Here is a 26,095-nt window from a genome sequence, read left to right as displayed (position 1 = left end):
TTAACTTTGTCCTCAAGTAAGGGGTGGTTCCCTTACAACTTTAAGTATTGGTTTTTCATAATTTAAAGTTTGGTTGGTTATTTAGGAAAAGCCCAGTTTTAAAGCTGGGCTTTTTTTTGTGCGTAATAGTTTGGAACAAAATTTGTTTAATAAACTAAAAAATCAAAAATAGGATAGACTTGTTTTTACTATTTTTACCTTAACATAAGAAAATGAGAAACATTTGTTTTGTGCTTATAGGGCTTATAACCTACTCCTTGGGCGCCCAAGAGGATCATTCGGCCTTCAATGTCGGCGAATGGCTTAGATTTCGCATTCATTATGGCATTTTTAACGCTAGTTATGCCACCTTACAGGTTAAATCGGATACCATGAAGGGGGTTCCTGTATACCACGTGGTCGGTAATGGGAAAACAACCGGATTGGCCAGTATATTTTTTAAGGTAGATGACACCTATGAAAGTTACTTTGGAATGGAAGATGGGAAACCATATAAGTTTGTTAGAAAGATTGATGAAGGAGGGTATACCAAAGATATTGAGATCAATTTTGATCATAGGATTCAATCAGCAGAGTTAAACGATAAAAAAAACAATAAAAAGTTTAATTTTACCGTCAAAGAGGATATCCAAGATTTGATATCTGCCTTTTATTTTCTGAGGAACAATTATGCGATTGAGGATTTGGAGGTAGGTAAATCCATAGATTTAAATATGTTGTACGATGATGACGGTGTTTTCAAATTCAAACTTAAATACCTTGGTATTGAAGTTTTGAAAACAAAGTATGGTAAAGTAGAATGCTTAAAATTTAGACCATACGTTCAGTCGGGTAGAGTTTTTAAAGAACAGGAAAGTTTGGCACTATGGGTTTCCAATGACCAAAATAAAATTCCGATCAGGATCAAAGCAGATTTGGCAGTGGGTTCTGTTAAGGCTGATTTGGATGGCTATAACGGTTTAAAAAACCAATTCAAAATTATAATGGATTAGTATCTAATGAAGAAAAAAGAGCAAATAGAATCCCAAATATTAAAACTTGAAGAAAAATATAAGGATTCTGGCCAGGATTTAAGCTCTTACCTGGATGGCTTACTCTATCAACGCTATCTTACCTACTGGGATTATATTCATTTGGATACCTTACTTAGCTTGCAAGTTCCTCGGACCCATTTTCCAGATGAGGAAATTTTTATCATGTACCACCAGATTACTGAACTTTATTTTAAACTCATACTCCACGAACAAAAGCAGATAGTAGATGATAAATCCCAAGAAGTAAATTTCTTTTTGGAGAAGGTCACTAGGATCAACAGCTATTACAAGGCTCTTATTTCCTCTTTTGGGATTATGATTAAAGGTATGGAACGGGAGCAGTTTCTTCAGTACCGCATGGCCTTATTGCCAGCAAGTGGCTTCCAATCTGCACAGTATAGGATGATTGAGCTTTACGCTACTCCTTTAGAGAATTTAGTGCACCATTCTGAAAGGAATGATTTCTCCGTGGCAAATGGCATAGATGAGCTTTACGAACATATATATTGGAAAAAAGGAGCAACTGATTTGGTGACAGGAGAAAAGACACTGACCCTCAAGCAATTTGAATATAGATATACACCTAGGCTTATTAGAATAGCCAACGACGTTAGAGGTATTACGATTTATGAAAAATATCAAAATTTAACCGAGGAGGCAAGGAGTAATAAGACGTTGAAAGAAGCGCTAAAGGCGTTGGATATGAATGCAAATGTTAATTGGCCATTGATGCACATGGGTTCTGCTTACCGCTATTTGGATAGAGAAAATGGAGCCGTTGATGCTACTGGGGGGACCAATTGGAAAGAGTATTTGCCACCTAGTTTTCAAAAAGTAATATTTTTTCCTGAAATTTATTCTAAAGAAGAGTTAAATAACTGGGGAAAACAGTGGGTGGACCATATATTTAACCCGCTTAAAAAATAGGAGAACATGAAATTATTTTTTGGATTACTTCTTTGTTGCTTAGTAATGGTAGCGTCCTGCAAGGATTCAGCTTCTTCGGATAAGGAAATCGCCGAAGTTGTCACCATTAAAAAGCCTATTGTCACAAAGCAGTTTGGGTTTAATCTGGATGAATTTACGGTACTTCAAGATACGGTAAGAAATGGAGATAGTTTTGGAGAATTAATGCTTCGCAACAAGGTAGAATACCCAAAAATACATAAAATTTCAGAAGAGTTCAGGGATACTTTTGATGTCCGAAAGATTGTGGTCGGGAAGCCCTATCTTATTTTAAAATCAAAGGATACGTTAGAAAAAGCTCAAGTCTTTATATATCAGAACGATCTTATTAATTACACAGTTATAGATTTAAGGGATTCGGTCACTGCTTATAATAAACGCAACAAGATAAAATATGTAGAAAGGGAGGCCTCAGGAGTAATTACCTCCTCCTTATCCGAAGCTATTTTGGAGCAGGGCATAGATTATAATATTACCAATAACCTGTCACAAATATATGCATGGACCATTGATTTTTTTAGGCTCCAAAAGGGAGATAAATTCAAGGTAATCTATAAGGAAAAATATATTAATGATTCCATTTACGCTGGAGCGGAACCCATTGAGGCTGCATATTTTGAGCACAATGGCAAAACAATATACTCTTTTGGATATGAAACCGATACTATAAACAGGGTTAAGGATTATTATGATGAGCAGGCAAAAAATTTGAGAAGGGCATTTTTAAAAGCCCCTGTTGAATTCAGTCGAATTTCTTCCAGATATAACCTAAACAGGAGAATAGCCTACTATGGGTATAAGGTAAGACCTCATAAAGGAACAGATTACGCTGCTCCGATTGGCACTCCTATTTTGGCCACTGCAAATGGTACCGTAGAAGAATCTACTAGAAGGGGGGGCAATGGGAAATATGTAAAGGTGAAGCATAACAGCACTTATAGTACCCAATACTTGCACATGAAAAACCAGAATGTTCGTAAAGGTCAATATGTTAAACAAGGGGATGTTATAGGCTGGATTGGCATGACGGGCAATACTGGTGGGCCTCATGTGTGTTATCGCTTTTGGAAAAACGGGCGCCAAGTAGATCCTTTGAGGGAGGAGCTGCCAACTGCGGAGCCATTGACCGATGCGTTAAAGTCTGATTATTTTGCTTTTATTTCCCCATTGAAAGATCAATTGGATTGTATTGAATTTATGCAAATACCAGAAGAAGAACTATTAACCGAGAACCAATAAAAATGGCATTAAAAAAAATAAATCCCACAAGTGCAAAAGCATGGAAGGCATTGGGAGACCATCATAAGAATATTGAAAATACTCAGTTAAAAAATCTATTTGCATCTGACCCGGACAGGGCGAAAAAATTCACCTTGCAGAGTCAAGGTTTTTTTGTGGACTATTCTAAAAATAATATTACTTCTGAAACTAAGGAACTATTGATGGACCTAGCGGGAGAAGTGGGCTTGAAAGATGCCATCAAAAAATACTTTGATGGGGATATCATCAATGAAACAGAAGGCCGGGCAGTACTCCATACAGCACTAAGGGCTAAAAAAAGGGATGACATCAGGGTAGATGGGGAGAATGTGATGCCCGAGGTCTATGCCGTTAAGGAAAAGATTAAAACGTTTACAGAAGCCATTATATCTGGACATAAGAAAGGATTTACCGGAAAAGCTTTTACCGATGTTGTGAACATAGGTATCGGAGGATCGGACTTGGGTCCCGCCATGGTGACCGAAGCTTTAAAATTCTATGGCAATCATTTAAAGATGCATTTTGTAAGCAATGTGGACGGGGACCATATTTATGAAACTTTGAAAGGATTGGATCCAGAAACAACGTTGTTCGTTGTGGTATCCAAAACTTTTACTACTCAAGAGACCTTAAGTAATGCGACCACTATAAAAAAATGGTTTTTAAAACATGCTAGTCAAAAAGATGTTGCCAAACACTTTGCTGCAGTATCTACTAATACGGCAAAAATTGAAGAGTTTGGGATTTTGGATGAAAATGTGTTCCCTATGTGGGATTGGGTAGGAGGTAGATTTTCACTTTGGAGTGCTGTTGGATTATCTATTGCATTGGCCGTTGGGTATGAAAATTTTGATGCACTATTAATAGGAGCCAATGAGATGGATGAACATTTCAGAACCGCGGATTTTGAAGAGAACATGCCGGTGGTTTTAGCTATGTTGAGTGTGTGGTACAATAATTTTTATGGTGCCGAAACCGAAGTCATTATACCCTATTCGCAGTATTTGAGCCGATTTTCAGCCTATCTACAGCAGGGGATTATGGAAAGCAACGGTAAAAGTGTGGACAGAAGTGGGAATCGTGTTTCCTATGAGACGGGAACCATTATTTGGGGAGAACCCGGAACCAACTCGCAGCACGCCTTCTTTCAATTGATCCACCAAGGTACTAAATTGATCCCGGCAGATTTTATTGGATTCAAGGAATCTTTGCACGGGGATACCGACCATCACAATAAATTGATGGCCAATTTCTTCGCCCAAACAGAGGCTTTGATGAATGGAAAGACCAAAGAAGAAGTGCGCCATGAATTGGAGGGCAAGAATATGTCCAAAACGGAATTGGAAACGTTGTTACCTTTCAAGGTATTTGAAGGCAATAAGCCTACAACCACAATTTTGATAAATAAGTTGACCCCAAAAAGCTTCGGAGCTTTGATAGCCCTCTATGAGCACAAGATTTTTGTTCAAGGGGTAGTTTGGAATATATTTAGTTATGATCAATGGGGCGTAGAATTGGGCAAACAACTAGCGTCTACGATACTAAAAGATATCGAAAATTCGGAAATCGCCAATCATGACGCATCTACGTTGCAGCTTTTGCATTATTTTAAGAGTGGAGCTTATTAACTCCTAATTCTTAATAACTTATAGAATAACTTCTTATTTCATGAATGTTGTTATGTAAATATTGTGTTAAATTTGCCCCATCTAATTTAACGTTAAGAAAATGCTCTTATGTGAAATAATTTTCATTTTTGCAGCATTAATTACAAACTAAAACAACATTTGAAAGAATGAAAAAAATGTACTTCGTACTTGCCGCATTTTTATTTACGGCAGTCTTATTTGCACAAGGGGTAACGACTTCTAAAATACAGGGTTACGTAGAAGACGATGCTGGGCAGCCATTATTTGGTGCCAACGTGGTTGCAACCCACACACCTTCAGGAACAGTTTATGGCGCTATAGCTAATGAAGAAGGAAGGTTTTATCTTCCCAACATTCGCGTTGGCGGTCCATACACTGTTGTTGTAAGTTATGTAGGCTTTGAAGCACAAACCTATAATGGAATTAATTTAGGTTTAGGACAAAGTTATGATCTGAAAGTCACCATGAAAGAAGGGCTTGAGCTTCAAGAAGTTGTGGTTACTTCAACTAGAGGTGGAATTATAGACCCAGACAGGACTGGTGCTTCTATAAACCTATCTAGAGATAAAATTGATGCTTTGCCTACAATTAGTAGGAGTATTAATGACTTTACAAGGTTGACTCCTCAATCTAATGGAACTTCTTTTGCTGGTACTTCAAGTAGGTTTAACAACTACACCATTGATGGAAACATTTACAACAACAACTTCGGTCTTGGTTCTGGTCAATTCGCAGGAGCTAATCCAATTTCATTGGATGCTATTGAAGAAGTTCAAGTAAATCTTGCTCCATTTGATGTAAGATTAGCTGGTTTTACAGGAGCTTCTGTTAATGCTATTACGAAGTCCGGTACCAATGATTTCAAAGGATCTATATATTACTATTTAAGGAACGATCAAATGGTAGGTGATAAGCTTAGGGATTTGAGATTAAATAGAGGAGATTCTAAAAATGAGATTAAAGGGATCAGTTTAGGAGGACCTATCCTAAAAAATAAATTGTTTTTCTTCGTTAGTTATGAAGAGGAAGAAGAAGCCGTTCCTGGCTTTACAAGACAGGCTGCTAGACCGGGTCTTGCACCAGACGGTTTAACAATTTCAAGAGTGCCAGCATCTGATCTTGATTTTATTCAAGAGCAAATGTCCAGTCTTTATGGGTACAATACCGGTTCTTACGAAAACTACCCTTTTGCATCTGAACAAACAAGGTTTAACGTAAGATTAGATTATAACCTAAATCAAAATAATAAGTTTAGTTTAAGATATAATCGTTACAAATCGCTAGAGGACGTTAGCATTAACGGAAATTCAAACAGATTTTTATCTACTAGATACCGTAACACGAATAGATCTGGCATAGAAGCCATTACTTTTGCCAATGCAAATTATACCAATGATAGATTGGTTGAATCTGTAGTTGGTGAATGGAACTCTAAGGTTGCAGACAATATGTCCAACCAATTGAATATAGGGTACACTGCGATTAAAGATCCTAAAAGGGGAATTCCTGGCGGTCAGGCATTTCCATTTATAGAGGTGTTGGAGCCAGATGCTTCCGGTAATTTATTGTACTATACTGCTTTGGGAAATGAATTGTTTACTGTGGGGAATCTATTGGAAAACAATGTATTTAATATTACGGACAACTTCTCAATTTATAAAGGGAAGCATACCTACACGTTAGGAGCCAATTTTGAATACATGACCTTTAAGAATGCCTTTAACCCTACTTTTAATGGTTTTTACAGGTTTACTAGCTATGATAGTTTCGTAGAGACTGTTATTAATCAGACACCTGGAGCTTACCCAGATGCATTTGCAAAAAGCTTTGCATTAGACGGTTCTACAACTCCTCCAGTGGATCAAACCGACTTTGGACAATTTGGAGTTTATTTTCAAGATGAGTTCCAAGTTACGGATAACCTGAAATTAACAGGAGGGCTTAGAATCGATTTTCCTTTCTATGCAACAGATATTCCACGAAATGAATTATTGGATACTTTAGACAAGACATTTGTTGATGGTGATGGTAATTCTTTTTCGCCAGACGTAAGTCAATTTCCTAAAGTAAGGCCATTATGGTCACCAAGGGTTGGTGCTAATTGGGATGTAGATGGTGAGGGTAAAACCCAAGTTAGGGGTGGAACAGGTGTTTTCTCTGGTAGAATACCGTTTGTTTGGTTGAGTAACCAGGTGAATGGTTCAGGTGTTGTAAGAGGTGGTATTGGATATGAAGGGGCAGATGTTGAAACTGCTTTTGGACCTAATTATGTATTTAATCCAGATGTTACTTTTGGAAACCCAGCAAATCCAGGACAGACTCTTTCCAATGAATTAAACCTTACTGATAGGGAATTTAAACTTCCACAAGTATGGCGTACCAATATTGGGGTAGATCATCAACTGCCATGGGGAGTTACAGGAACGTTCGATTTTATTTATTCAAAGGACATTTCAACTCCTATAGTTTATAATCCTATTTTAAGAGATGCTGATGGAACGCTGAGCGGCCCAGATCAACGCCCTTATTGGGATGGAGGATATTCTAATGATGCGGATTTTAGAAATGTGTTTTTATTGACAAACGCGAAAGAGAAAGCAGATTATTATTCTTTTACCGCCCAGTTACAGAAGCAGTTTGATAATGGTTTCTATGCGATGGTTGCTTATACCGCGTCCAGAACTCGTGACTTGGATGCTTCAGGGGGATCGCAAGCAGGGTCACTTTGGACTGCAACGGTACAAGAAGACAGGAATAATCCAGAATTAAGTTTTGCTTCCTTTGATCAGCCGAACAGATTCATTGCGAATTTGAATTATAAAACGGATAACACGACGATTGCCTTATTCTGGCAGGGGGGTGAAAATGGAAGATATAGCTATACGTATTCAGGAAATTTTGGGGATAACTCAAATAGATTGATATATATACCTAATGATGCCTCTGAGTTAAATTTTCAAGAGTTTACTTTGAACGGTGCAACGATCACTGAACAAGCTCAAATCAATGCTTTAAACAGGTATATTGATCAGGATGAATATCTAAGTGCGAACAGGGGTCAAGTGTCTGTAAGAAATGGAGCTAAAAATCCTTGGTTAAACAGATATGATTTAAGAATCACAGAAGACCTTAACTTGACTAAGGATAATAAGAATAAAATTCAATTATCACTTGACTTTTTAAATGTTGGAAATCTGTTGAATTCTGATTGGGGTGTTCCTCAATTTGCATTCCAAAACAATCTATTGAACTATAGAGGTAGAAATGCTCAAAATGAACCTATTTACAGAGTTAATACTGTGCCAGGAACCACAGATCTACCAACAGTAACAAACAGGCCTTCAAGTGGTATCGGAGATACATGGAGATTACAAGTAGGTGTAAGATATTTATTTAATTAACGAATACAATTAAAAATTAAAACCCCGCTCTTACGCGGGGTTTTTTTATGCCCAAAAATTAGTACTTTAGGGGTTTTAAAATTTATCTTATGTACGAAATTATACAAAGTTTGCACTCTTATTTGGCCTACATCGTTTTGGTTATTTTAATCCTTGCGGTGGTCAATGCTATAACAGGATTCTTTAGTAATAGAATATTCAATTTGGAAAAAGACTTCCGAATTAGCCTATTTGCGCTGATTCTTACGCATATTCAAGTCTTGGTGGGAGTGATCCTTTACTTTGTATCAGCAAATGGCTTAAAAGCCATAAGGGAAGTAGGCATGGGGGGCTTAAATCCTGCAGCTCGTTTACTAGCGGTAGAACACCCATTTATAAATATCATTGCCGTGGTGCTCATTACTATAGGTTGGTCCAAACATAAAAAAGTGATGGAGGCTAAAAGGAAATTTAAGACCATCTCTATCTTTTATGGACTTGGATTAGTGCTAATCCTTAGCAGGATTCCATGGGGACAGTGGCTATAAGCTTCTGCCAAGATTAAAATAGATCCCTTTTGCTAATATCTAAATATTTAATTACTTTGCCCTTTTAATCAGAAAAAGATATACCGGAAAGTGGTCGCTATATCCAGCCGTGTAATTTCCACCTGAATAAGTATGGAATAGATATCCCTTATAGGGGCCAGTTTGGGTACTTACATAGGTAGGATTGTAAATGCTCGCTTTCCAATATTGAAAGGTATATGCACCTTCATTTAATAGGTTGTGAGTAAACAAAATTTGATCAAAAATATTCCAGCGATCTCTATAAGCCAATGATCCAAGTCCTTTTTTATGTAACTTTTCCATAGGATTGTACATTACTCCAGGCATATCTCGTGCCCTTAACACTCCTATTTTTAGAGTTTTTTTTATACTGGTGTCCGCAGGGTCATCGTTAAAATCGCCCATGCTTAGTATTTTGGCAGTACTATCTATGTGAAGGATAGAATCTATGATTCGTCTATTGAGTTGAGCCGCGGCTATTCTATTGGGTTTACTCCTAGCTTCACCACCACCGCGAGAAGGCCAGTGGTTGACTATCAGATACATTTTTTCCGAATCTAAAAACTCTGAACCACCAATTGATCCCTTGTATAATCCCTTTCTCCCTCCTCATTGAATAACAATAAAGGCCTACTAGTAGTCGAAGAAGTTATAAAGGCGCTCTGCCTATATAAGAGAGCCACATCAACGCCTCTTTCATTGGGAGAATCAAATTGGATAATCTTATATCCCTTATTCTGTAAATTAGGGTGGGCTACAAGGTCTTCAAGGACTTGTTTGTTTTCAATTTATCAAAGACCAATAATATCCGGCGAGTTGGCAGTAACATCGTTACCAATTTCAGATAGAACCTTCGAGATATTTTCAATTTTTTAATGCTATCTATCGGTGGTCCATTTATCTTTTCTTTTAGGGGTCCGATCATCATCAAAGGTATTGGGGTCATTAATGGCGTCGAATATATTTTCTACGTTTTAAAAGGCGATAATTATTATAATATAGGTGTCTTTTTCCAGAGTGAGAAGGGAATAATACATAAATAAAAAAGTAGGGAAATATACTTCATTAGTAAAATCGCATAACTTTAATAAAATAAAATCTATTTAATTCACTCAATAGGATACTCCTATGAACTCATAATGTTTTACTATGGTTTAATTATTAAAGGGAGAAAGTATTTAAGTAATTTTTGCCTCTTTATTTATCTAAGATTAATTAAACATCATTAAAACCAACGTCATTAATAGAATACATATATTGGGTTTTTAATTTTATTACAATGAAAGAAATCGCAGAAAAGTTTTACTCTTCCATTCGAAACGGAGACCTTAGAATAATTGAGGAATTGATTACTAAGGATCCCACATTGATAAACAGCAAGGACCAAAGAGGTTCTACTCCGTTAATTTTGGCGACTTATTACGAACATGGTGATGTTGCAAATTTTTTATTAGACAGGGGCGCTGATATAAATGGAGTAGACAGTTCGGGGAATACAGCCTTAATGGGCGTTTGTTTTAAGGGCTTTACTGGAATAGCCAAAAGACTTATAGAAAAGGGGGCTAATGTGAATACGACTAATAGTATGGGAGCCACCTGTTTAATTTATGCAGCCACGTTTAATAGGACAGAAATTGCCCAAATGTTGTTAACCAAAGGAGCGGAAGTTGCCACCAAGGATACAAGGGGACATACGGCCTATGACCATGCAAAAATGCAGGGTAATTCGCTTTTAATGGATTTGCTAGCAGCTAAAAGGTAGAGGAATATCCCAATTCCTGAGTAGCGATGTTCTAATATATTGGAACACCCAAAATATTAATATTATTTTTGATGTAGAATTTCATTAATATGACCACAGAATTAAAGGTAGCATTAATACAGACTTCTTTGTTTTGGGAGAATCCCCAGGCTAACAGGGATGCTTTTTATGAAAAAATAAAGAGTATTCCTAAAGATGTAGATCTTATTGTCTTGCCAGAAATGTTCCATTCAGGATTTACAATGACCCCCAATCATATGGACAATACGGAGGGACATAAGACCTTAGAATGGATGTTACATATTGCCAAGCAAGAACAGAAAGCCCTCACAGGAAGTATTCCCTTTTATGACAATGGGGTTTATTACAACCGTCTCTTCTTTGTGGAACCCAATGGGACATACCATCAATATGATAAGCGGCATACCTTTACCTTGGCAGGAGAATCAAAAGTTTATAAGCAAGGAAAGCAAAGACTAGTACTAGAATACATGGGATTCCAAATATGTCCCTTAATCTGTTATGATCTCCGTTTTCCAGTTTGGGCAAGGAATACAGAGGATTATGATGTATTGCTTTATGTAGCTAACTGGCCCAAAACACGTATTTATGCCTGGGACACCCTTTTAGCTGCTCGCGCTATTGAAAATATGGCGTATTGTATAGGGGTAAATAGAATTGGTAGTGATGACGGGGGTTATGAATACACTGGCCATTCTGCGGTATATGATGCTCTTGGTAAAAACTTGGCTTTTTCAGAAGAGGATACTATTCTGTACACCACCTTGAACAAGGCACATCTTGATGAAACTAGGTACAATCTGAAATTTTTACAAGATCGGGACCAGTTTAGTCTAAAAGATTAAAGGATTCCACTAACTCCCAATTTGCCCTTACCTCAATAATAGAGGGATAATAGATCACTTTTTCGGGACCTATTTTCTGTAGGTAACTCCCTGTATCCCATTTTCCATTACTGTTTGTGTCATAAATTACACGAATCATATATTTGGATGGCTTCAGGTTGTTGAATTGAAAGTCTTTTGGCTCTGTAGCGTAGATTTCCCGTTTTGTTTTACCCGATTCATCTGTTAATTGTACAATCAAGGGATAGGTTGGATTTCCAACTAGTTTTAATCCAAGATTTCCATAATCGGCATAGCCATTGGTTGATAGTCTATAGGCTATAGTGTCATTAGCATTGCCAAAAAAATCTACAATGGCCCCTGGTAGTATATCCATGGTGTATTTTTCATTGGGTTCTAAGTCAAAATCTAAGGTCACCCTATTTTCGACACTATCTAATTTTGAGATGAATTTAACCGGAATAGAATCCTTGTTCATCAAAGCAATTTTAGAAGAATCAATTTGAATAATTGGTATATTGGCCCCAACATAGAATGGTTCTTCAAAGGCCAAGTTGCCTTTTTGGTTGGGAGTTAAGACCAAGCTGTCAGAAGCAAGTTTGCGGCTCTTTACAGTAAAAGTGTCCTTTACCTTCCATTTTTCATTGGTCACCTCAAAAACAATGGAATCGGTTTCAAAAGGTATAAACCAGTAATTTAAGGTGTCCTTTCCTGTTTCTTTTAAAACTTTGGTTTTTATAGAGTCAGGTAATTTCGTTAATGGCTCAATCACCATATGCTTTGCTTCGCCCTGATACCCGAACATTATTTTGTTTTGAGCTGCATAACTGGGAACTGCAGCTCGGTAATCCGGGATTTCTTTGAAAAGGGTAAGGAGATAAGTGGTATCCGTTGGTAATGTTATAGTATCTGTTACAAATGCTATTTTATCTACTTTTTGGTCCAATAGATTATTTTTTCCTTCATCTTTCAATGCAAATAGGGCGTATTTTCCTTCTTTCAAATAACTTAATTTAAAAGTAGTTGCGCTATCTAAGGTGTTGGTTATGTAGTTTGGAGGTCTTTTGTAAATGGTTGAGTCCGTATAAGTGCTGTCCAGTTCATAGAGCATCACACTCACAAATTGATCTACTTTTTTATTAAAAGCATCCCTTACCGCACCTGAAACCGATAGGGAGTCTATGTAGCTTCCTGTGGAAAAGACATAACTTAAGAAGCTATTTGGGTTACCCTCGTTATTATCTGTGATACTCTGCCCAAAATTTAGGGTATAGGTGGTGTTTTCCTTTAAAGTATCTTTTATAGTAATATCTATGAATTTGCTAGCAGATCCTTGGGGAGTAATTAGAGGGTTGTATTTTAAGGGAGGGGAAACAATCAGCTGTTTTTGAACATCTTTTAATTTTATATACTCGTCAAAATAAAGACGAATCTTTTTTTCTTTAAAGTTTACAGTCATATTCTCAGGTTCTGCCCTGAGTAATTTAGGGGGAGTAATATCTTTTTCACCTCCTGTTAGTGTTCCCCTTTTGCCACACTGTGCTAGGGCAAGTATCATTAACATAATAAAAAGGGAACAAAAAATTCGTTTAATCATAGCTCGGGCCATAGAATACACGCAAAGAAACAACTAATTTGTAGCATTTAAAAATTATGGAACCACCGCCATGGTAGCAATATAAATTTTAATACCTAAGACCTCTTTTAGTGCAACAGAACAAGCGAGTAAGGTAGCTCCTGTTGTTATCACATCATCTATAAGAAGCACATTTTTATTTTGTAGAAATGATAGATCTGTTACTTTGTAGAGGTCTTGGTTGCTTTGCCATCTAAAAAGACGATTTTTTTGGTCTGCGTTTTAGTGTTTGCTGTTTTTATAAGGATGTGATCTACAAAGGCGGCATCTAGATGTTCAGCTAATTTTTGACCAAAAGTAGTCACTTGGTTATACCCTCTTTTTTTTAATTTTTTTTTATGTAAGGGCACGGGAATAACATAATCTATATGAAAAGTAAGATTTTTCTCGTTAATGTCATGACCAAACCAGTCGCCAAGAAAGTGGCCTATCTCTTGTTGGTTTTTGTGTTTGAGATGGTGAATTATGTTTTTTACGATGCCGTCTGGGGTAAAAAAAAGGAGGGAATTTGCCTTTTCAATAGGTACAATTCCATAAAAAATACGGTCAATTGGGTTTTCATCGATAAAATTGTACTCGGTGAGTGGTAACTGATTCCGACAAAAGGTGCATAATAATCGTTCACCTTTACCCAAAGGTGTCATACATCCAAAACACACCTGTGGGACTAGGATGTTGATGATATCATTTACTATATTTGAAAGCTTGGAATACCTCAAATCTTAATGAAACCTACTTTAATCGATGAATGTTCAAGATAATAAATTTAACTATAAAATAATCCTAGCCGCATTGGTCGCCGTTATTATTGGTGTATTGATAGCGTTTTATTTTAGTTATGCCCAATCTAGAGGTCAGATAGATTTTTTAGAGCAGGAAAAAGGATTGTTAGTAAAGGATCTTACTTTGATGAGAACGGAAGTAGACCGACTTTCTGCCTTAAATGAAGTGAATGAAATAGAATTACAGGATTCCAGATTTAAAGTACAACAATTGTTAGATTCTGTTGGACGTCTTAATTTCTCTGTCGCCAAATTGAAGGAGTACAAAAAGGAATTGCGAAAACTAGAAGCCAAGCATGACAGTTTAAAGTTGAAGAATAATTTCTTGAAGTATAACAATATGCTACTTTCTGATAAGTACGACGATACTAGAAAAAAAATAGAAGAATTACGCGGAAAGAGCAGTACGTTGGCAGAACAAGAGGCCTTATTAAGGAAAAAGAATAAGGAACTTAACCAACAATTGAGAATTAAAAACTATTTAAAGCTTACCAATGCTGAAGGTAGCGGTTTTAGAATGCGTACTGGAAGTAAACCTATAAAAACAACCAAAGCCTCCACTATTGCAAAGTTAAGAGGTTGTGTCACGATCGTTGGCAACCCAAATACTACCAAAGAAGAACGTGTTCTGTACTTTCAGTTCTTAGGTCCAAATATGCAGATCATTGAAGATAATGCCAATACTATTTCTGTAAATGGTAATACGTATAGTAAAAGGGTTGAGCTTATTTTTATGGGAGAAGAATTTAGTGTTTGTGACTTTATTACCATCCCTGAAGGCTCTTTGCAGGATGGCAACTATATTCTCAATGTTTTTGAGGATGAAAAATTACTATCCACCGCAGAATTTCAGCTAAAATAAATACTTCTTTTAAGGCTAAAATTCTATTTTTGCGTCATGGCAAAGCAAGAAGACGATTTTAAGAAAGTGATATCCCATGCCAAGGAGTATGGGTATGTTTTTCAATCCAGTGAAATTTATGATGGCCTCAGTGCCGTTTATGACTATGCTCAGAACGGGGTGGAGTTAAAAAATAACATAAAAGAGTACTGGTGGAAAGCTATGGTGCAGATGAATGAGAATATCGTGGGTATAGACTCTGCCATATTAATGCACCCAACAATTTGGAAGGCTTCAGGCCATGTGGATGCCTTTAATGACCCCCTTATTGATAATAAAGATTCCAAGAAAAGATATAGGGCAGATGTTCTCATAGAAGACCATGTTGCGAAAATTGAGGCTAAAATTGACAAGGAAGTTGAGAAAGCGGCTAAAAGGTTTGGAGATGCTTTCGATAAGGAACAATTTTTGGCTACCAACCCACGTGTTGTGGAATATCAGGAAAAAGCGAGCTCCATTTTAAAACGTATGGGCACATCTTTGGAAGCCGAAGATTTGGAAGACGTGAAAAACCTAATAGAGGAATTAGAAATTGTTTGTCCGTTATCCGGCTCAAAAAATTGGACAGAGGTAAAGCAATTTAACCTTATGTTCGGCACCAAAATAGGTGCTTCTGCCGAAAGTGCAATGGATTTGTACTTGCGTCCTGAAACAGCTCAAGGGATATTTGTTAACTTTTTGAACGTTCAAAAAAGTGGACGTATGAAAATTCCTTTTGGAATCGCCCAAATAGGAAAAGCCTTTAGGAATGAAATTGTAGCGAGACAGTTTATTTTCCGTCAACGCGAATTTGAACAAATGGAGCTTCAGTTTTTTGTACGTCCTGGAACACAGAAAGAGTGGTACGAACAATGGAAAGAAACTCGTATTAAATGGCATTATTCTTTAGGATTGGGACAGGATAACTATCGGTTCCATGATCATGATAAGTTGGCACATTACGCTGATGCTGCTGCCGATATAGAATTTAAATTCCCTTTTGGGTTTAAAGAATTAGAAGGAATTCATTCCCGAACTGATTTTGATTTAAGTAGCCACGAGAAATTTTCGGGTAAAAAGCTTCAATATTTTGATCCGGAATTGAACGAAAGTTATGTGCCGTATGTTGTAGAGACATCCATAGGAGTGGATAGAATGTTCTTGGCCGTATTTGCCAATTCCCTACAAGAGGAGGAATTGGAAAACGGAACTTCTAGAACGGTATTGAAAATACCAGCGGTATTGGCTCCTACAAAGGCGGCGGTATTGCCATTGGTTAAAAAGGATGGCCTTCCCGAAATAGCCCATGAGATCATTGAAGATCTCAAGTGGGACTTTAAAGTAATTTATGACGAAAAGGATGCTGTTGGTCGCCGTTACAGAAGGCAGGATGCCGTGGGGACTCCGTTTTGTATTACAGTAGACCACCAAACTTTAGAAGACAAAACCGTTACCATTCGCCATAGGGATACCATGGAACAGCAAAGAGTTTCCATTTCTGATCTAAAAACAATTATTTCCAAAGAGGTAGATATGAAGAATTGGCTCAAAAAAATGTAATACCGCTTACAACTTATAACTTAGCTGTAAGCTACCATAATAATTTCTGGCATTGCCGGGGTAGTAGTATCGAGGCGCTGCCCCGCCAAATCCAACCGCATTAATCAAAACCGATTGTGCATATTGTATATTTCCAATATTATTCATTCCAAAATCAATTCCAAAAATAAAATTCCTAGAAATTTCTTTTGAATAACCCATTCGAGTATTTAAAAGGGTAAAGGCTTCACTGTACAATGTGGTGGCATCGTTAAGTGGAATTTCATCTATAAACTGTAATGTTGTGTTCCAGTAAAATCCAGAGGAATGTTTTAACTGTACCCCAGAATTTATTTTGTTTTTTGGCACTCCTGTCAGAGGATTGCCAGAATAATTGTTATCCCCGTCTACAAACTCCTTAAACTTGTGATTATTGAGCGTATAACTAAAAAAAGGACTCAAAGCCAGATTTGATGTAATTTTGAACCTGTAATTGATATCGAGTTCCAAGCCTTGGTGTTTGGTTCTTCCAGCATTTTTACCAATAAATTGATCATCGCCGACCCTTTGTGCCACCAACAGATTTTTAATATCCATTTGATAGATGGCGACCTTTAGTTGAAGTCTTTTGTTCACTAATAACAAATTGGTGCCCAGCTCATAATTGATTCCGGTCTCTTGTGCAATATCTGGATTGATGATTCCTCCTGGGGTCAAAGTTTCCTCAAGACTTGGGTTAGAGAATCCTTTGCTGATATTGGCGTATAATAAATGATTTTCTGAAAAGGCATAGCTTAGATCTAAGTTGGGCAAGAATATGGTCTTAAAGTCTCTTTCTGCGCTTTTGTTATTTTCTGCGGTATTAAAGATGTCCTGAAAATTATAAGAGGTGTTGTTGATGTTAAAGCCGGCTTGTATAAGTAGTCTAGAAGACAATGGCAAGGTAACAGAACCAAAAACGTTCAATTGTCTTCTAAATTCCCTGTTATTGCTTATTCGGTCGCCTTTTAAGCTGCCATTTCCATTATTATCTTGGTATAGATTATCAAAGGTTGCCCAGTGATACTCGTCCTTGTACAATTCGGAACCAAAGGAATAAAAAGTCTTCCCTAGTGGGATGGTAAAATTACCCGTAAAGTTTGTTCTAAATCCAAATCCATTAGTGTACTCGTCTAGAATGTTAAAAGGCCTTGGTTCATAATGATCCAAATAGCTATAAAAAATACTGGTTGCATTTTCTAGTTTTTTAGAAAATGCGTGGCTATAGGTCAATCCCAATAAAGTATATTTATTGGCTTCAAAACCCTTGGATTGTGCCCAGGTAAAGGCAGCTTGGGTGGGGTCTTCATCAAAAGCTGACCTACTAATGGAACTTGGAATTTGTGCTGAATAATCAATAAAATTAACCAAGAGTTCAATTTTATTTTGGGCATTTATTTCATAGGAGGTGTTCAAAAGGAGCGCATCCCTTTCAAAACGACTATTTTCCCTATACCCATCGGTTTCCACATGGCCATATTTTAGACTTAGGTCGATGTCGCCGTCTCGGTGGGAAAAATCCAAATTATTTTTTAAGAGTTCATAGGAACCTACTGTGAAATTGTTGGTGAAGACGGAGCCGTCCCTCTTTTGGGTTCTAGATTGTAATAATATGGCGCCTCCTAAATTAGAACCATAAGCACTGCCTTTAGGGCCTTTGATGACTTCAATAGAGCCTAAATTTTCGATATCGAATGCTTCTATAGTTGAGAATCCTGCACCATTGGTAATTGGAATTTCGTTGTAGTAAAGACGTAATTTATCCGTCCCAAAAGGTGTTCTAGCTCCAATTCCCCTTATGGTGATCCTATTGGTATTTAGGGCTCCGGACAATAAATAAACCCCAGAAACCTGATTTATGGAAGAAGCTATATCCAAAGGGCTATAATTTTCGAAGGTTGTGGCTCCAATAACGTCTGTGGTAGTAATACCTATGACCGGATTTGCTATCTTTTTTACTGATAGGATAACCTCTTCTAGTTGTGTAATACTATCTTTCTTTACTTCTTGACCTATGGCTTGGAATCCAAAAAGAAAACTTAAAACAATTACTTTATAATTCATTTAAAAACGATATCCCATTGATATTCCTCCTCTAGTAACAACTTCTGGTGCAAATTCATCCTCTAATAGGTTTCTTCCTAAACCAGAATAAATTTCTACAACAAAACCCTTTTGTGTTACAAATTTACCGCCCACGGAGATTCCCAAAGCAAAATCAGTATAGTTATCTGAATCATCAAATCTTTTCCCTGAATTCAACATTCCAAAACCTTCTGCAAAAAATCCTTTAGCATATTGTTTAGAAAAGTATTGCCTATAGTATGGGGTGATAGAGAAATTTCTGAAGTAATCTAGTATATCATTGTCTTCTCTTAAATTAAATAGAATACTAATACCTAAGGATGACTCTTTGTTCAACAAATTCTCATAAGAGACATCTACGAAGTTAAACGCAATTAGATTAAAGGTATTTAGCTTTAATTCATTAGTAGTTTGTTCGTCATTTGGCATGTCCTGCGACCAGCCGGTTGCTGCGATTGACGAAATCAATAAAAAGGCAAGCAGTTTTTTCACGTTGTTGGTTAATTTTTGTGGAAAGATAAGCATGATTTAAATTATGGACTATTTACTTCTAAAAAAAAGGAAGTAAAGACTTTATTTTATAACTGATAATTGTTTGTGAACAAAGAAAAGAGCACTTCTAGTACAAAGATATTTTGGAGTTCAAACCCGCTATCATGAAATCTTTTAAGTGAATATCCAAAATAAAAGTTAAAAGCAGAACAAATAAAAATCCTGTCTTTCCCTTGTTCCAAACATTGTCTATTTTTAGTCTCTAATTAATTCTATGGGGAATAGGTATTTATTGATTTGACCGCCTTCCTTTTAAATATACAACGATTTGAAAATAGTTTCATACAATGTGAATGGGATACGTGCAGCCCTAAAAAAAGGTTTTTTGGATTGGTTACAAGCTGTTGATCCAGATGTGGTTTGTCTTCAGGAGATAAAGGCCAACGAAGAGCAGTTGGACCTAGAGGTTTTTGAAGCTGCGGGATATCCATATCATTATTGGTACAGCGCCCAAAAAAAAGGATATAGTGGGGTTGCTATTTTATCCAAGCAAAAACCGGACAACGTTGTTTTTGGTACTGGTATAGATTATATGGATTTTGAAGGCAGAAATATTAGGGCCGATTTTAATGGAGTTTCTGTAATGAGTTTATACCTGCCTTCAGGGACTAATATTGCTAGAGTAGAGCACAAGTTGAAGTATATGGCCGATTTTCAGGGGTACATCAGCAATTTAAAGAAAGAACGTCCACATCTTGTTATATGTGGAGATTATAATATATGTCACGAGGCAATAGATATCCATGACCCGGTAAGGAATAAGAATGTTTCAGGATTTTTACCTGTAGAACGGGAATGGATTGGTGATTTTATAGAGAACGGTTTTATTGACAGTTTCAGACATTTTAATAAGGAACCCGATAATTATACGTGGTGGACCTATAGGGCTAATGCCAGAGCCAATAACAAAGGTTGGCGATTGGATTACGGAATGGTCAGCGAGCCACTGTTGAATCGTTTAAAGCGATCTGTGATCTTAAAGGAGGCCAAGCATAGTGATCATTGTCCCATTTTATTGGAATTGGAGCCAACTAAGCAAGGGTAAACACATTTATACTTTTAATAATTGAGATTTAATTTTTATGGAATATACTACACTTCCCCATACCAATATAGAAGTAAGTAAAATTTGCCTGGGTACTATGACCTGGGGAAAGCAGAATACAGAAGCAGAGGGCCATGAACAAATGGATTATGCATTGGAAAAGGGGGTTACTTTTTTTGACACGGCCGAATTATATCCCATTCCAGCAGCTAAAGAACGGTATGCGGACACCGAAAAAATTATAGGAAACTGGTTTAAAAAAACAGGAAACAGAGATAAGGTCATATTGGCTTCCAAAATTGCAGGGAAGGCTGAGTTTACAAAATTTATCAGAACAACAGGCTTTGACAAGTCTTCCATCATAGAGTCGGTAGAAGGAAGTTTGAAAAGATTGCAGACGGATTATATCGATCTATACCAATTGCACTGGCCGGAACGTAAAACAAACTTTTTTGGGCAAAGGGGCTATACCCATGATATAACGGATCATTGGCAAGATAATATTCATCAAGTGCTAGAAACCTTGAGAGATTTAATACAGGAGGGTAAAATTAGACATGTCGGACTCTCCAATGAAACACCATGGGGAACCATGCGTTTTTTGGAGGAAAGCAAGGTACACGCTAGTTTGCCAAGAATGATTACCGTTCAAAATCCTTATAGTTTATTGAACAGGACCTATGAAATAGGAATGTCCGAAATTTCCATGAGAGAAGACATTGGATTAATACCATACTCTCCCTTAGGTTTTGGAGTGCTCAGTGGTAAGTATTTAGGTGGGAGAAACCCTGATAATGCTAGAATAACCCTTTTCCCAAATTACAACAGGTACAGTGGGGACACCGCGGTCAAAGCAACCGAAATGTACCATAAATTAGCTCAGGATCACAACCTTTCTTTGACTCAAATGGCTTTGGCTTTTGTGAATACAAAACCTTTTGTAAAAAGCAATATTATTGGAGCAACTTCCATGAGGCAGTTGGAAGAAAATATTGCAAGTATAGATGTGCAACTTTCCGAAGAGATAATGCAAGGAATAGAGTCCATCCACAATCAGATTCCTAATCCCGCACCATAAATGGTATCAGCGCAGAGAATACAGTTTTTAGCCATAGGTACAGGACAAATGGTTCTCATCCTCTTGGTGATCATTATTATTTTGGTTTATATGAGAGTAAATAGGAATAAGAATTAATCGAATAAGCTTGCTGCTATATCTTCTATTTTGGCGACAAGCATAATTGTTATTTTTGTATTTTTGAGGGTAATCTTGTTGTTTTTGGAGACGTAAATAGCAGTAAACCCCAATTTTTCTGCTTCTAAAATACGCTGTTCTACCCGTTGTACTGGTCTAATTTCCCCAGCCAGACCTATTTCCGCAGCAAAACAAATGCCCTTATCAATGGGAATATCCTCGTTGCTAGAAAGGATGGCTGCCACCACCGCCAAGTCAATGGCAGGATCGTCTACTGAGATCCCCCCAGTGATGTTTAAAAACACATCTTTAGCTCCCAATTTGAAGCCCGCTCTTTTTTCCAATACAGCCAATAACATATTCAAGCGTTTGGCATTGTAGCCTGTTGTGGAGCGTTGTGGTGTACCATATACTGCCGTACTGACCAAAGCCTGTATTTCTATCATCAAGGGCCTCATACCTTCTATAGTTGAAGCTATGGCAGTTCCACTTAGGCCTTCGTCATTCTTGGATATTAATATTTCCGACGGGTTATTCACTTCCCGTAACCCACTGCCCTGCATTTCATAAATCCCTAGTTCTGCTGTAGATCCAAATCTGTTTTTTAGTGCCCTAAGGATTCGGTAGATATAATTACGATCCCCTTCAAATTGTAGAACGGTATCTACCATATGTTCCAATATTTTGGGTCCAGCAATGGTGCCATCTTTTGTAATATGTCCTATTAAGATGACGGGAGTATTGGTCTCTTTGGCAAATTTTATCAGTTCAGCGGTACATTCCCTAATTTGGGAAATACTGCCTGCTGCAGATTCGATATAATCAGAATGAAGCGTCTGTATGGAATCTATTACCACAATGTCAGGTTCTGTAGCTTCAATTTGTTGAAAAATATTCTGGGTTTTGGTTTCTGTTAGAATATAGCAGGTTTCGCTATTGGGATGAATGCGATCCGCCCGCATTTTTATCTGTTTCTGGCTTTCTTCACCAGAAACATAAAGTGTTTTGTAGGGCAATTTTAAGGCAATCTGAAGTAGCAGTGTGCTTTTTCCAATACCAGGTTCACCGCCTAAAAGGATAAGCGAACCCGGAACAATACCGCCTCCAAGTACACGATTAAATTCAAGGTCGTAGGTATCTAACCGAAGCTCCTTCTCTGTATTTATTTCATTGACCCGAAGTGGTTTCGAAACTTTTTTTGCAGTATTAGTTGGACTTTTCCAGCTCGATTTTTCCTCTTTTTGAACTACTTCTTCTACAATGGTATTCCATTCCTTACATCCTGAACATTGTCCTACCCATTTAGCATATTGTGTTCCGCAATTTTGACAAAAAAAAGCTGTTTTTGTTTTGGCCATTCCTCGGTATTAGATTCCGGTTAAAGGTACTAAGAACTTTGAAAATAGAAGGATTGTTTTTTAGGCTGTTTGTGGTACCATTGTCTAATGTTTTTACCGTCAACCGTTAATCATTTAAGGTTAATACCCAAAATCCGCTTTTAAGGCATTCATTTTCTCCAGTGCCATATCCTTGGTTAGAAAATCTATTTCTTCCATACCAAAGGCCTTTTCGAACGTACGAAGTGCTTTTTTTGGTTCCCCCAATTGCTCATAGTATTCCCCTTCGAAATAAAAACCTAGCATAGTCCCTGGAAATTCTTTCTGACAAAGATCTGCGAGATTTTTTAGGGATTCCAAATCCTCCTTTTTTCTGCACGCGGCATAGATAGCCATAACGTCATTGAGCTCCACGGATTTTTTAAATCCGAATAAATCTGCAATCATGGTATACTTATCCTCTAGATATTTAAAGACTGGTTCTTCGGATGTCAATATTTTTTCTTTGTATTCCTTTTTGTTTATAGGTTTGAACATATTGAATATGTTATCTAATGCCTTGCCTATACCATAAGTGGCTACAGAAATATGATCTGCATTTTCATAAATGTCTAAGAAATAGTGAAGTGATTCCTTATTTAGGTTTTTAATGGCTTTGTCCATGGCCAAAATTCTATTTTTGTCAGTGGTATTTTCGCCTTCAACAATCAGGCTATAAAATATTTTTTTGTCGATTGCACCTAATCTATCCGGGAGTCGATTTTCCATTTCCGGAGCCAAGGTTGGCGATATGCTGATATAGGCATTAAAAAGGGATTCGTCTTTAAAGAGATAAAAGTTTCCAAAATTAGCCGTAATATCATATCCGACAAACATTTTAAAGGGAGCCGTGCTGTAATTGGAATCCAAATAGGGGATTAATTCCATGCCTAAAAATTCAAAAAAAGATTTTCCTTCGTCTGTTGGTAAGCCAGATGCTTCATCGAACCCACAATCATTAAAACGCAGTCCGTTTTTGCTTTGCTCAACACCTACGATAATAGATTCTGGCATTCCACTGAATTTACTGTAGAATTTGGCATTGGCAACAACGTTGTCAAAGAGGTATTCTGCGTCCAAAACAACTATTAGCGGGTATTTTTTTTCAGCGGTGTAGTTTTCTGGGATGTAATATCTCACATCCCTTTTTTCTTGAAGTTTATAAGATTCAAAAATTTCTTGGGTAATTTGGGCGTTGACACCAAAACATAGGAACAATAGAAAAACTGCGGTTAACCGTTTCATAAAATTGAATTTAAACAATAGGAAGCTATTGGTTTCTGTTCAATAACGGTAAGACAAGAAAAGATATTGCCCCAAAGATTACGACCATCATGGTTTGGGATATCCACATGATCCATCCAAAAGCATCACCAGAAACTTCACTAATCCCAAAAACAGCCAAAGACGAACTCACTGCAATGGGATATAATCCAACTCCTCCATTTGTGGCAGACATAGCAAATGCACCAGCCGTAAAAGCAACCAAAAGCTGGCTTAATGTTAACTCTATGGTTTCAGGCACCGTAAATTTAATTACCCAAAACATTCCTACGTAGGCGGCCCATATAAATAAGGTGTGAAATATAAATGCCCATTTGTACTTCATTTTAAAGATACTCAGGACCCCTTCCACGAGACCCTTCACAAACCTTTTGATCTTTTGAGCCAACTGAAATTTTGATTTCTTTATAAACAGCAGAAATAAGGCTATTCCAAAGATACCAATGCTTAAAAGTGCCAGTAGGCTGGTCAGATTAAAACCCCTTTGTTGAAATATATTTAAAATGACATCTGTCTGTAAAAAAAGTGCAGTAATTACAACTGCTAAGAGCATGAATAAGTCTACCACTCTTTCAGTAACGATGGTGCCAAAGCCTTTTTCGAAAGGGACCTTTTCGTAGGTGGTTAATGCGGTTGCTCGTAATATTTCGCCAGATCTTGGGATACCCAAATTGGTAAAATAGGCCATTAAAATAATTAGGGCATTATTACTCACCTTGGGTTTATAACCCAATGGTTGTAAAAGAAAATTCCAACGGATAGCCCTAGAAATATGACTTAAAATACCTAGCAAAACTGACAAACTAACCCAAAAAATATCTGCTTCTTTAATGTAAAACCATATTTGCTCCCTATCATCGGGGGATGTGTTATAATAGGAATACCATACCAAAAACACTCCCAAGGCAATTGGGAGTAGTGTCTTTAACTTGTTCTTTAAGGAATTTTTCAAAATCTAGGTCAACAAATTAGTTTCCTCATTTGGGAACACCAGGGCAGGATTGAATTTTTTAGCATCTTCTATATCCAATCTTCCATAAGCAATAAGGATGAGTACATCACCAACGGCGACCTTTCGGGCTGCAGCGCCGTTTAGGGTAAGCTCTCCAGATCCTCTTGGTCCTGGAATGGCATAGGTTTCCAATCGCTCACCATTGTTGTTGTTGACGATTTGTATTTTTTCACCTCTGATCATATTCGCGGCATCCATTAGATCTTCATCAATAGTTATGCTACCTATATAATTAAGGTCCGCACCAGTAACTTTTACTCGGTGAATTTTAGATTTTACTACTTCTACTTGCATGGGGCAAACATAATTAGGCTGCAAAGTTAATTAATTTAAAGCGATATTGTCTATTAGTCGCACGCCATTGGCAAAAACTGCAATAAAGGCTCTATATTTTTTATTTTTCCTTTTAATGTTTATAGGCTTTAAGGTATCCTCTTCGGCAATTTGTAGATATTCTAATTGCAAATTAGGGTGAAAATGGAACTGGTCTTTAGCCCATTCCATAATAGCTAACACACTTTGTTCAGAGAATTTCTCACTTATTTGCTTTAGGGTTTCGTAAATAAAACCCGCTTCTTTTCTTAATTCCTTGGACAGCCTTTCGTTTCTAGAACTCATAGCTAAACCATTGGATTCCCTTAAAATAGGACAGCCAATAATAGCTACGGGTATGTTCTGTAGACGGACCAATTTTTTGATGATTTGAAGTTGTTGAAAATCTTTTTCTCCGAAATAAGCCCTGTCCGGTGACGCGGTTAACAACAGAGATTCTACAATAGTACCCACGCCGTCAAAATGACCTTCCCTAAAAGCACCTTCCATAACCTTGTCCAATCCTTGGAAATCGTATTTCTTTGAAGCAACATGATCAGAGTACATTTCTGAGACCGATGGTGCAAAAATGATAATATCCTTAGATATGCTTTTTAAAAGTTGTGAATCTTTTTCAAAAGTTGAGGGGTATTTTAAAAGATCTTCCTGATTATTGAATTGGGTAGGATTTACAAAAATACTCACTACGGTTAGGTCATTTTCTGATATCGCCTTCTCCACAAGTGAGGCGTGTCCCAAGTGCAATGCACCCATAGTGGGTACCATACCTATTTTTTTGGCATTACTATTGCTGATAGTAAGGTATGTTTTAAGTTCGTTTTTGGTTTGAAATACCAACATGGTTTAAGTTT

Annotated in this window: 22 protein-coding genes and 1 pseudogene; 12 read left to right on the top strand and 11 right to left on the bottom strand. The window is 37.1% G+C overall.

The window, feature by feature from the left end; translation table 11 throughout:
* Window positions 1-212: 212 nt before the first annotated feature.
* From ABXZ36_RS01615 to ABXZ36_RS01590, 6 genes are all read left to right on the top strand, one after another.
* On the top strand, window positions 213-992 hold the full coding sequence (locus ABXZ36_RS01615; RefSeq protein WP_354613710.1) for a DUF3108 domain-containing protein: 780 nt from the start codon (window positions 213-215) through the stop codon (window positions 990-992).
* Between the two features lie 6 nt (window positions 993-998).
* Window positions 999-1,961, top strand: a complete 963-nt coding sequence (locus ABXZ36_RS01610; protein ID WP_354613709.1) for a tryptophan 2,3-dioxygenase family protein — start codon at window positions 999-1,001, stop codon at window positions 1,959-1,961.
* A gap of 6 nt (window positions 1,962-1,967) precedes the next feature.
* Window positions 1,968-3,239, top strand: a complete 1,272-nt coding sequence (locus tag ABXZ36_RS01605; protein WP_354613708.1) for a peptidoglycan DD-metalloendopeptidase family protein — start codon at window positions 1,968-1,970, stop codon at window positions 3,237-3,239.
* Window positions 3,240-3,241: 2 nt separating this feature from the next.
* Complete coding sequence (gene pgi, locus ABXZ36_RS01600) at window positions 3,242-4,888, top strand: glucose-6-phosphate isomerase (protein WP_354613707.1); 1,647 nt, start codon at window positions 3,242-3,244, stop codon at window positions 4,886-4,888.
* A gap of 167 nt (window positions 4,889-5,055) precedes the next feature.
* On the top strand, window positions 5,056-8,310 hold the full coding sequence (locus ABXZ36_RS01595; RefSeq protein ID WP_354613706.1) for a TonB-dependent receptor: 3,255 nt from the start codon (window positions 5,056-5,058) through the stop codon (window positions 8,308-8,310).
* An 89-nt stretch (window positions 8,311-8,399) separates the two neighbouring features.
* Window positions 8,400-8,837 carry a hypothetical protein gene (locus tag ABXZ36_RS01590; RefSeq protein ID WP_354613705.1) on the top strand — a complete coding sequence of 146 codons (438 nt, stop codon included), beginning with the start codon at window positions 8,400-8,402 and terminating at the stop codon, window positions 8,835-8,837.
* Between the two features lie 51 nt (window positions 8,838-8,888).
* On the opposite strand, the gene ABXZ36_RS01585 is transcribed toward ABXZ36_RS01590, so the two are convergent.
* Window positions 8,889-9,404, bottom strand: a complete 516-nt coding sequence (locus ABXZ36_RS01585) for an endonuclease/exonuclease/phosphatase family protein (protein WP_354613704.1) — start codon at window positions 9,402-9,404, stop codon at window positions 8,889-8,891.
* 11 nt (window positions 9,405-9,415) lie between these two features.
* Window positions 9,416-9,808 (bottom strand): annotated as a pseudogene (locus ABXZ36_RS01580) (endonuclease/exonuclease/phosphatase family protein).
* A 329-nt stretch (window positions 9,809-10,137) separates the two neighbouring features.
* On the opposite strand from ABXZ36_RS01580, the gene ABXZ36_RS01575 reads away from it, so the two are divergent.
* Together ABXZ36_RS01575 and ABXZ36_RS01570 are read left to right on the top strand one after the other, a co-directional pair.
* Entirely contained in the window at window positions 10,138-10,620 is a 483-nt protein-coding gene (locus ABXZ36_RS01575; RefSeq protein WP_354613703.1) for an ankyrin repeat domain-containing protein, read from the top strand.
* A gap of 89 nt (window positions 10,621-10,709) precedes the next feature.
* Window positions 10,710-11,486 (top strand): nitrilase family protein, encoded by a 777-nt coding sequence (locus ABXZ36_RS01570; protein ID WP_354613702.1) that lies wholly within the window; start codon window positions 10,710-10,712, stop codon window positions 11,484-11,486.
* On the opposite strand, the gene ABXZ36_RS01565 is transcribed toward ABXZ36_RS01570, so the two are convergent.
* Together ABXZ36_RS01565 and ABXZ36_RS01560 are read right to left on the bottom strand one after the other, a co-directional pair.
* A complete protein-coding gene (locus ABXZ36_RS01565; RefSeq protein ID WP_354613701.1) occupies window positions 11,470-13,044 on the bottom strand; it encodes an Ig-like domain-containing domain in 1,575 nt (524 codons plus the stop codon). The genes ABXZ36_RS01570 and ABXZ36_RS01565 overlap by 17 nt on opposite strands.
* A 239-nt stretch (window positions 13,045-13,283) precedes the next feature.
* Window positions 13,284-13,841 (bottom strand): ComF family protein, encoded by a 558-nt coding sequence (locus ABXZ36_RS01560; RefSeq protein ID WP_354613700.1) that lies wholly within the window; start codon window positions 13,839-13,841, stop codon window positions 13,284-13,286.
* A gap of 25 nt (window positions 13,842-13,866) precedes the next feature.
* Between ABXZ36_RS01560 and ABXZ36_RS01555 the strand changes: the two genes are divergently transcribed.
* Both ABXZ36_RS01555 and ABXZ36_RS01550 read left to right on the top strand, forming a co-directional pair.
* A complete protein-coding gene (locus ABXZ36_RS01555; protein WP_354613699.1) occupies window positions 13,867-14,766 on the top strand; it encodes a DUF8428 domain-containing protein in 900 nt (299 codons plus the stop codon).
* Window positions 14,767-14,802: 36 nt separating this feature from the next.
* Complete coding sequence (locus tag ABXZ36_RS01550; RefSeq protein ID WP_354613698.1) at window positions 14,803-16,344, top strand: glycine--tRNA ligase; 1,542 nt, start codon at window positions 14,803-14,805, stop codon at window positions 16,342-16,344.
* A 6-nt stretch (window positions 16,345-16,350) separates the two neighbouring features.
* On the opposite strand, the gene ABXZ36_RS01545 is transcribed toward ABXZ36_RS01550, so the two are convergent.
* Complete coding sequence (locus ABXZ36_RS01545; protein WP_354613697.1) at window positions 16,351-18,426, bottom strand: TonB-dependent receptor family protein; 2,076 nt, start codon at window positions 18,424-18,426, stop codon at window positions 16,351-16,353.
* Entirely contained in the window at window positions 18,427-18,939 is a 513-nt protein-coding gene (locus ABXZ36_RS01540) for a DUF3575 domain-containing protein (protein ID WP_354613696.1), read from the bottom strand. It abuts the gene before it with no gap.
* Between the two features lie 328 nt (window positions 18,940-19,267).
* Here ABXZ36_RS01540 and ABXZ36_RS01535 point away from each other — a divergent pair, with 328 nt between their 5' ends.
* Window positions 19,268-20,044 carry an exodeoxyribonuclease III gene (locus ABXZ36_RS01535; RefSeq protein WP_354613695.1) on the top strand — a complete coding sequence of 259 codons (777 nt, stop codon included), beginning with the start codon at window positions 19,268-19,270 and terminating at the stop codon, window positions 20,042-20,044.
* Window positions 20,045-20,081: 37 nt separating this feature from the next.
* A complete protein-coding gene (locus tag ABXZ36_RS01530; protein WP_354613694.1) occupies window positions 20,082-21,122 on the top strand; it encodes an aldo/keto reductase in 1,041 nt (346 codons plus the stop codon).
* 113 nt (window positions 21,123-21,235) lie between these two features.
* Here the strand turns inward: ABXZ36_RS01530 and radA are convergent, their stop codons facing one another.
* The 5 genes from radA to panC form a co-directional block, all read right to left on the bottom strand.
* Window positions 21,236-22,597, bottom strand: coding sequence for a DNA repair protein RadA (gene radA, locus ABXZ36_RS01525; RefSeq protein WP_354613693.1), 1,362 nt, complete (start codon window positions 22,595-22,597; stop codon window positions 21,236-21,238).
* 120 nt (window positions 22,598-22,717) lie between these two features.
* Entirely contained in the window at window positions 22,718-23,860 is a 1,143-nt protein-coding gene (locus ABXZ36_RS01520) for an alpha/beta hydrolase (protein WP_354613692.1), read from the bottom strand.
* A gap of 25 nt (window positions 23,861-23,885) precedes the next feature.
* Entirely contained in the window at window positions 23,886-24,851 is a 966-nt protein-coding gene (locus ABXZ36_RS01515) for a lysylphosphatidylglycerol synthase transmembrane domain-containing protein (protein ID WP_354613691.1), read from the bottom strand.
* Window positions 24,852-24,854: 3 nt separating this feature from the next.
* Entirely contained in the window at window positions 24,855-25,205 is a 351-nt protein-coding gene (gene panD, locus ABXZ36_RS01510; RefSeq protein ID WP_354613690.1) for an aspartate 1-decarboxylase, read from the bottom strand.
* Window positions 25,206-25,235: 30 nt separating this feature from the next.
* Window positions 25,236-26,084, bottom strand: coding sequence for a pantoate--beta-alanine ligase (panC, locus tag ABXZ36_RS01505; RefSeq protein ID WP_354613689.1), 849 nt, complete (start codon window positions 26,082-26,084; stop codon window positions 25,236-25,238).
* Window positions 26,085-26,095: the final 11 nt, after the last annotated feature.

Origin of the sequence: Sediminicola arcticus, from assembly GCF_040566695.1 — a bacterium.
Classification (GTDB): domain Bacteria; phylum Bacteroidota; class Bacteroidia; order Flavobacteriales; family Flavobacteriaceae; genus Sediminicola; species Sediminicola arcticus.
This window is presented reverse-complemented; position numbering and strand designations above follow the sequence as displayed.

Excerpts from the sequence above, each read along its gene's own strand:
- ABXZ36_RS01615 (WP_354613710.1), top strand. The coding sequence starts at position 213 with ATGAGAAACATTTGTTTTGTGCTTATAGGGCTTATAACCTACTCCTTG.
- ABXZ36_RS01610 (WP_354613709.1), top strand. The coding sequence starts at position 999 with ATGAAGAAAAAAGAGCAAATAGAATCCCAAATATTAAAACTTGAAGAA.
- ABXZ36_RS01605 (WP_354613708.1), top strand. The coding sequence starts at position 1,968 with ATGAAATTATTTTTTGGATTACTTCTTTGTTGCTTAGTAATGGTAGCG.
- pgi (WP_354613707.1), top strand. The coding sequence starts at position 3,242 with ATGGCATTAAAAAAAATAAATCCCACAAGTGCAAAAGCATGGAAGGCA.
- ABXZ36_RS01595 (WP_354613706.1), top strand. The coding sequence starts at position 5,056 with ATGAAAAAAATGTACTTCGTACTTGCCGCATTTTTATTTACGGCAGTC.
- ABXZ36_RS01590 (WP_354613705.1), top strand. The coding sequence starts at position 8,400 with ATGTACGAAATTATACAAAGTTTGCACTCTTATTTGGCCTACATCGTT.
- ABXZ36_RS01585 (WP_354613704.1), bottom strand. The coding sequence starts at position 9,404 with ATGTATCTGATAGTCAACCACTGGCCTTCTCGCGGTGGTGGTGAAGCT.
- ABXZ36_RS01575 (WP_354613703.1), top strand. The coding sequence starts at position 10,138 with ATGAAAGAAATCGCAGAAAAGTTTTACTCTTCCATTCGAAACGGAGAC.
- ABXZ36_RS01570 (WP_354613702.1), top strand. The coding sequence starts at position 10,710 with ATGACCACAGAATTAAAGGTAGCATTAATACAGACTTCTTTGTTTTGG.
- ABXZ36_RS01565 (WP_354613701.1), bottom strand. The coding sequence starts at position 13,044 with ATGATACTTGCCCTAGCACAGTGTGGCAAAAGGGGAACACTAACAGGA.
- ABXZ36_RS01555 (WP_354613699.1), top strand. The coding sequence starts at position 13,867 with ATGAATGTTCAAGATAATAAATTTAACTATAAAATAATCCTAGCCGCA.
- ABXZ36_RS01550 (WP_354613698.1), top strand. The coding sequence starts at position 14,803 with ATGGCAAAGCAAGAAGACGATTTTAAGAAAGTGATATCCCATGCCAAG.
- ABXZ36_RS01545 (WP_354613697.1), bottom strand. The coding sequence starts at position 18,426 with ATGAATTATAAAGTAATTGTTTTAAGTTTTCTTTTTGGATTCCAAGCC.
- ABXZ36_RS01530 (WP_354613694.1), top strand. The coding sequence starts at position 20,082 with ATGGAATATACTACACTTCCCCATACCAATATAGAAGTAAGTAAAATT.
- radA (WP_354613693.1), bottom strand. The coding sequence starts at position 22,597 with ATGGCCAAAACAAAAACAGCTTTTTTTTGTCAAAATTGCGGAACACAA.
- ABXZ36_RS01520 (WP_354613692.1), bottom strand. The coding sequence starts at position 23,860 with ATGAAACGGTTAACCGCAGTTTTTCTATTGTTCCTATGTTTTGGTGTC.
- panD (WP_354613690.1), bottom strand. The coding sequence starts at position 25,205 with ATGCAAGTAGAAGTAGTAAAATCTAAAATTCACCGAGTAAAAGTTACT.
- panC (WP_354613689.1), bottom strand. The coding sequence starts at position 26,084 with ATGTTGGTATTTCAAACCAAAAACGAACTTAAAACATACCTTACTATC.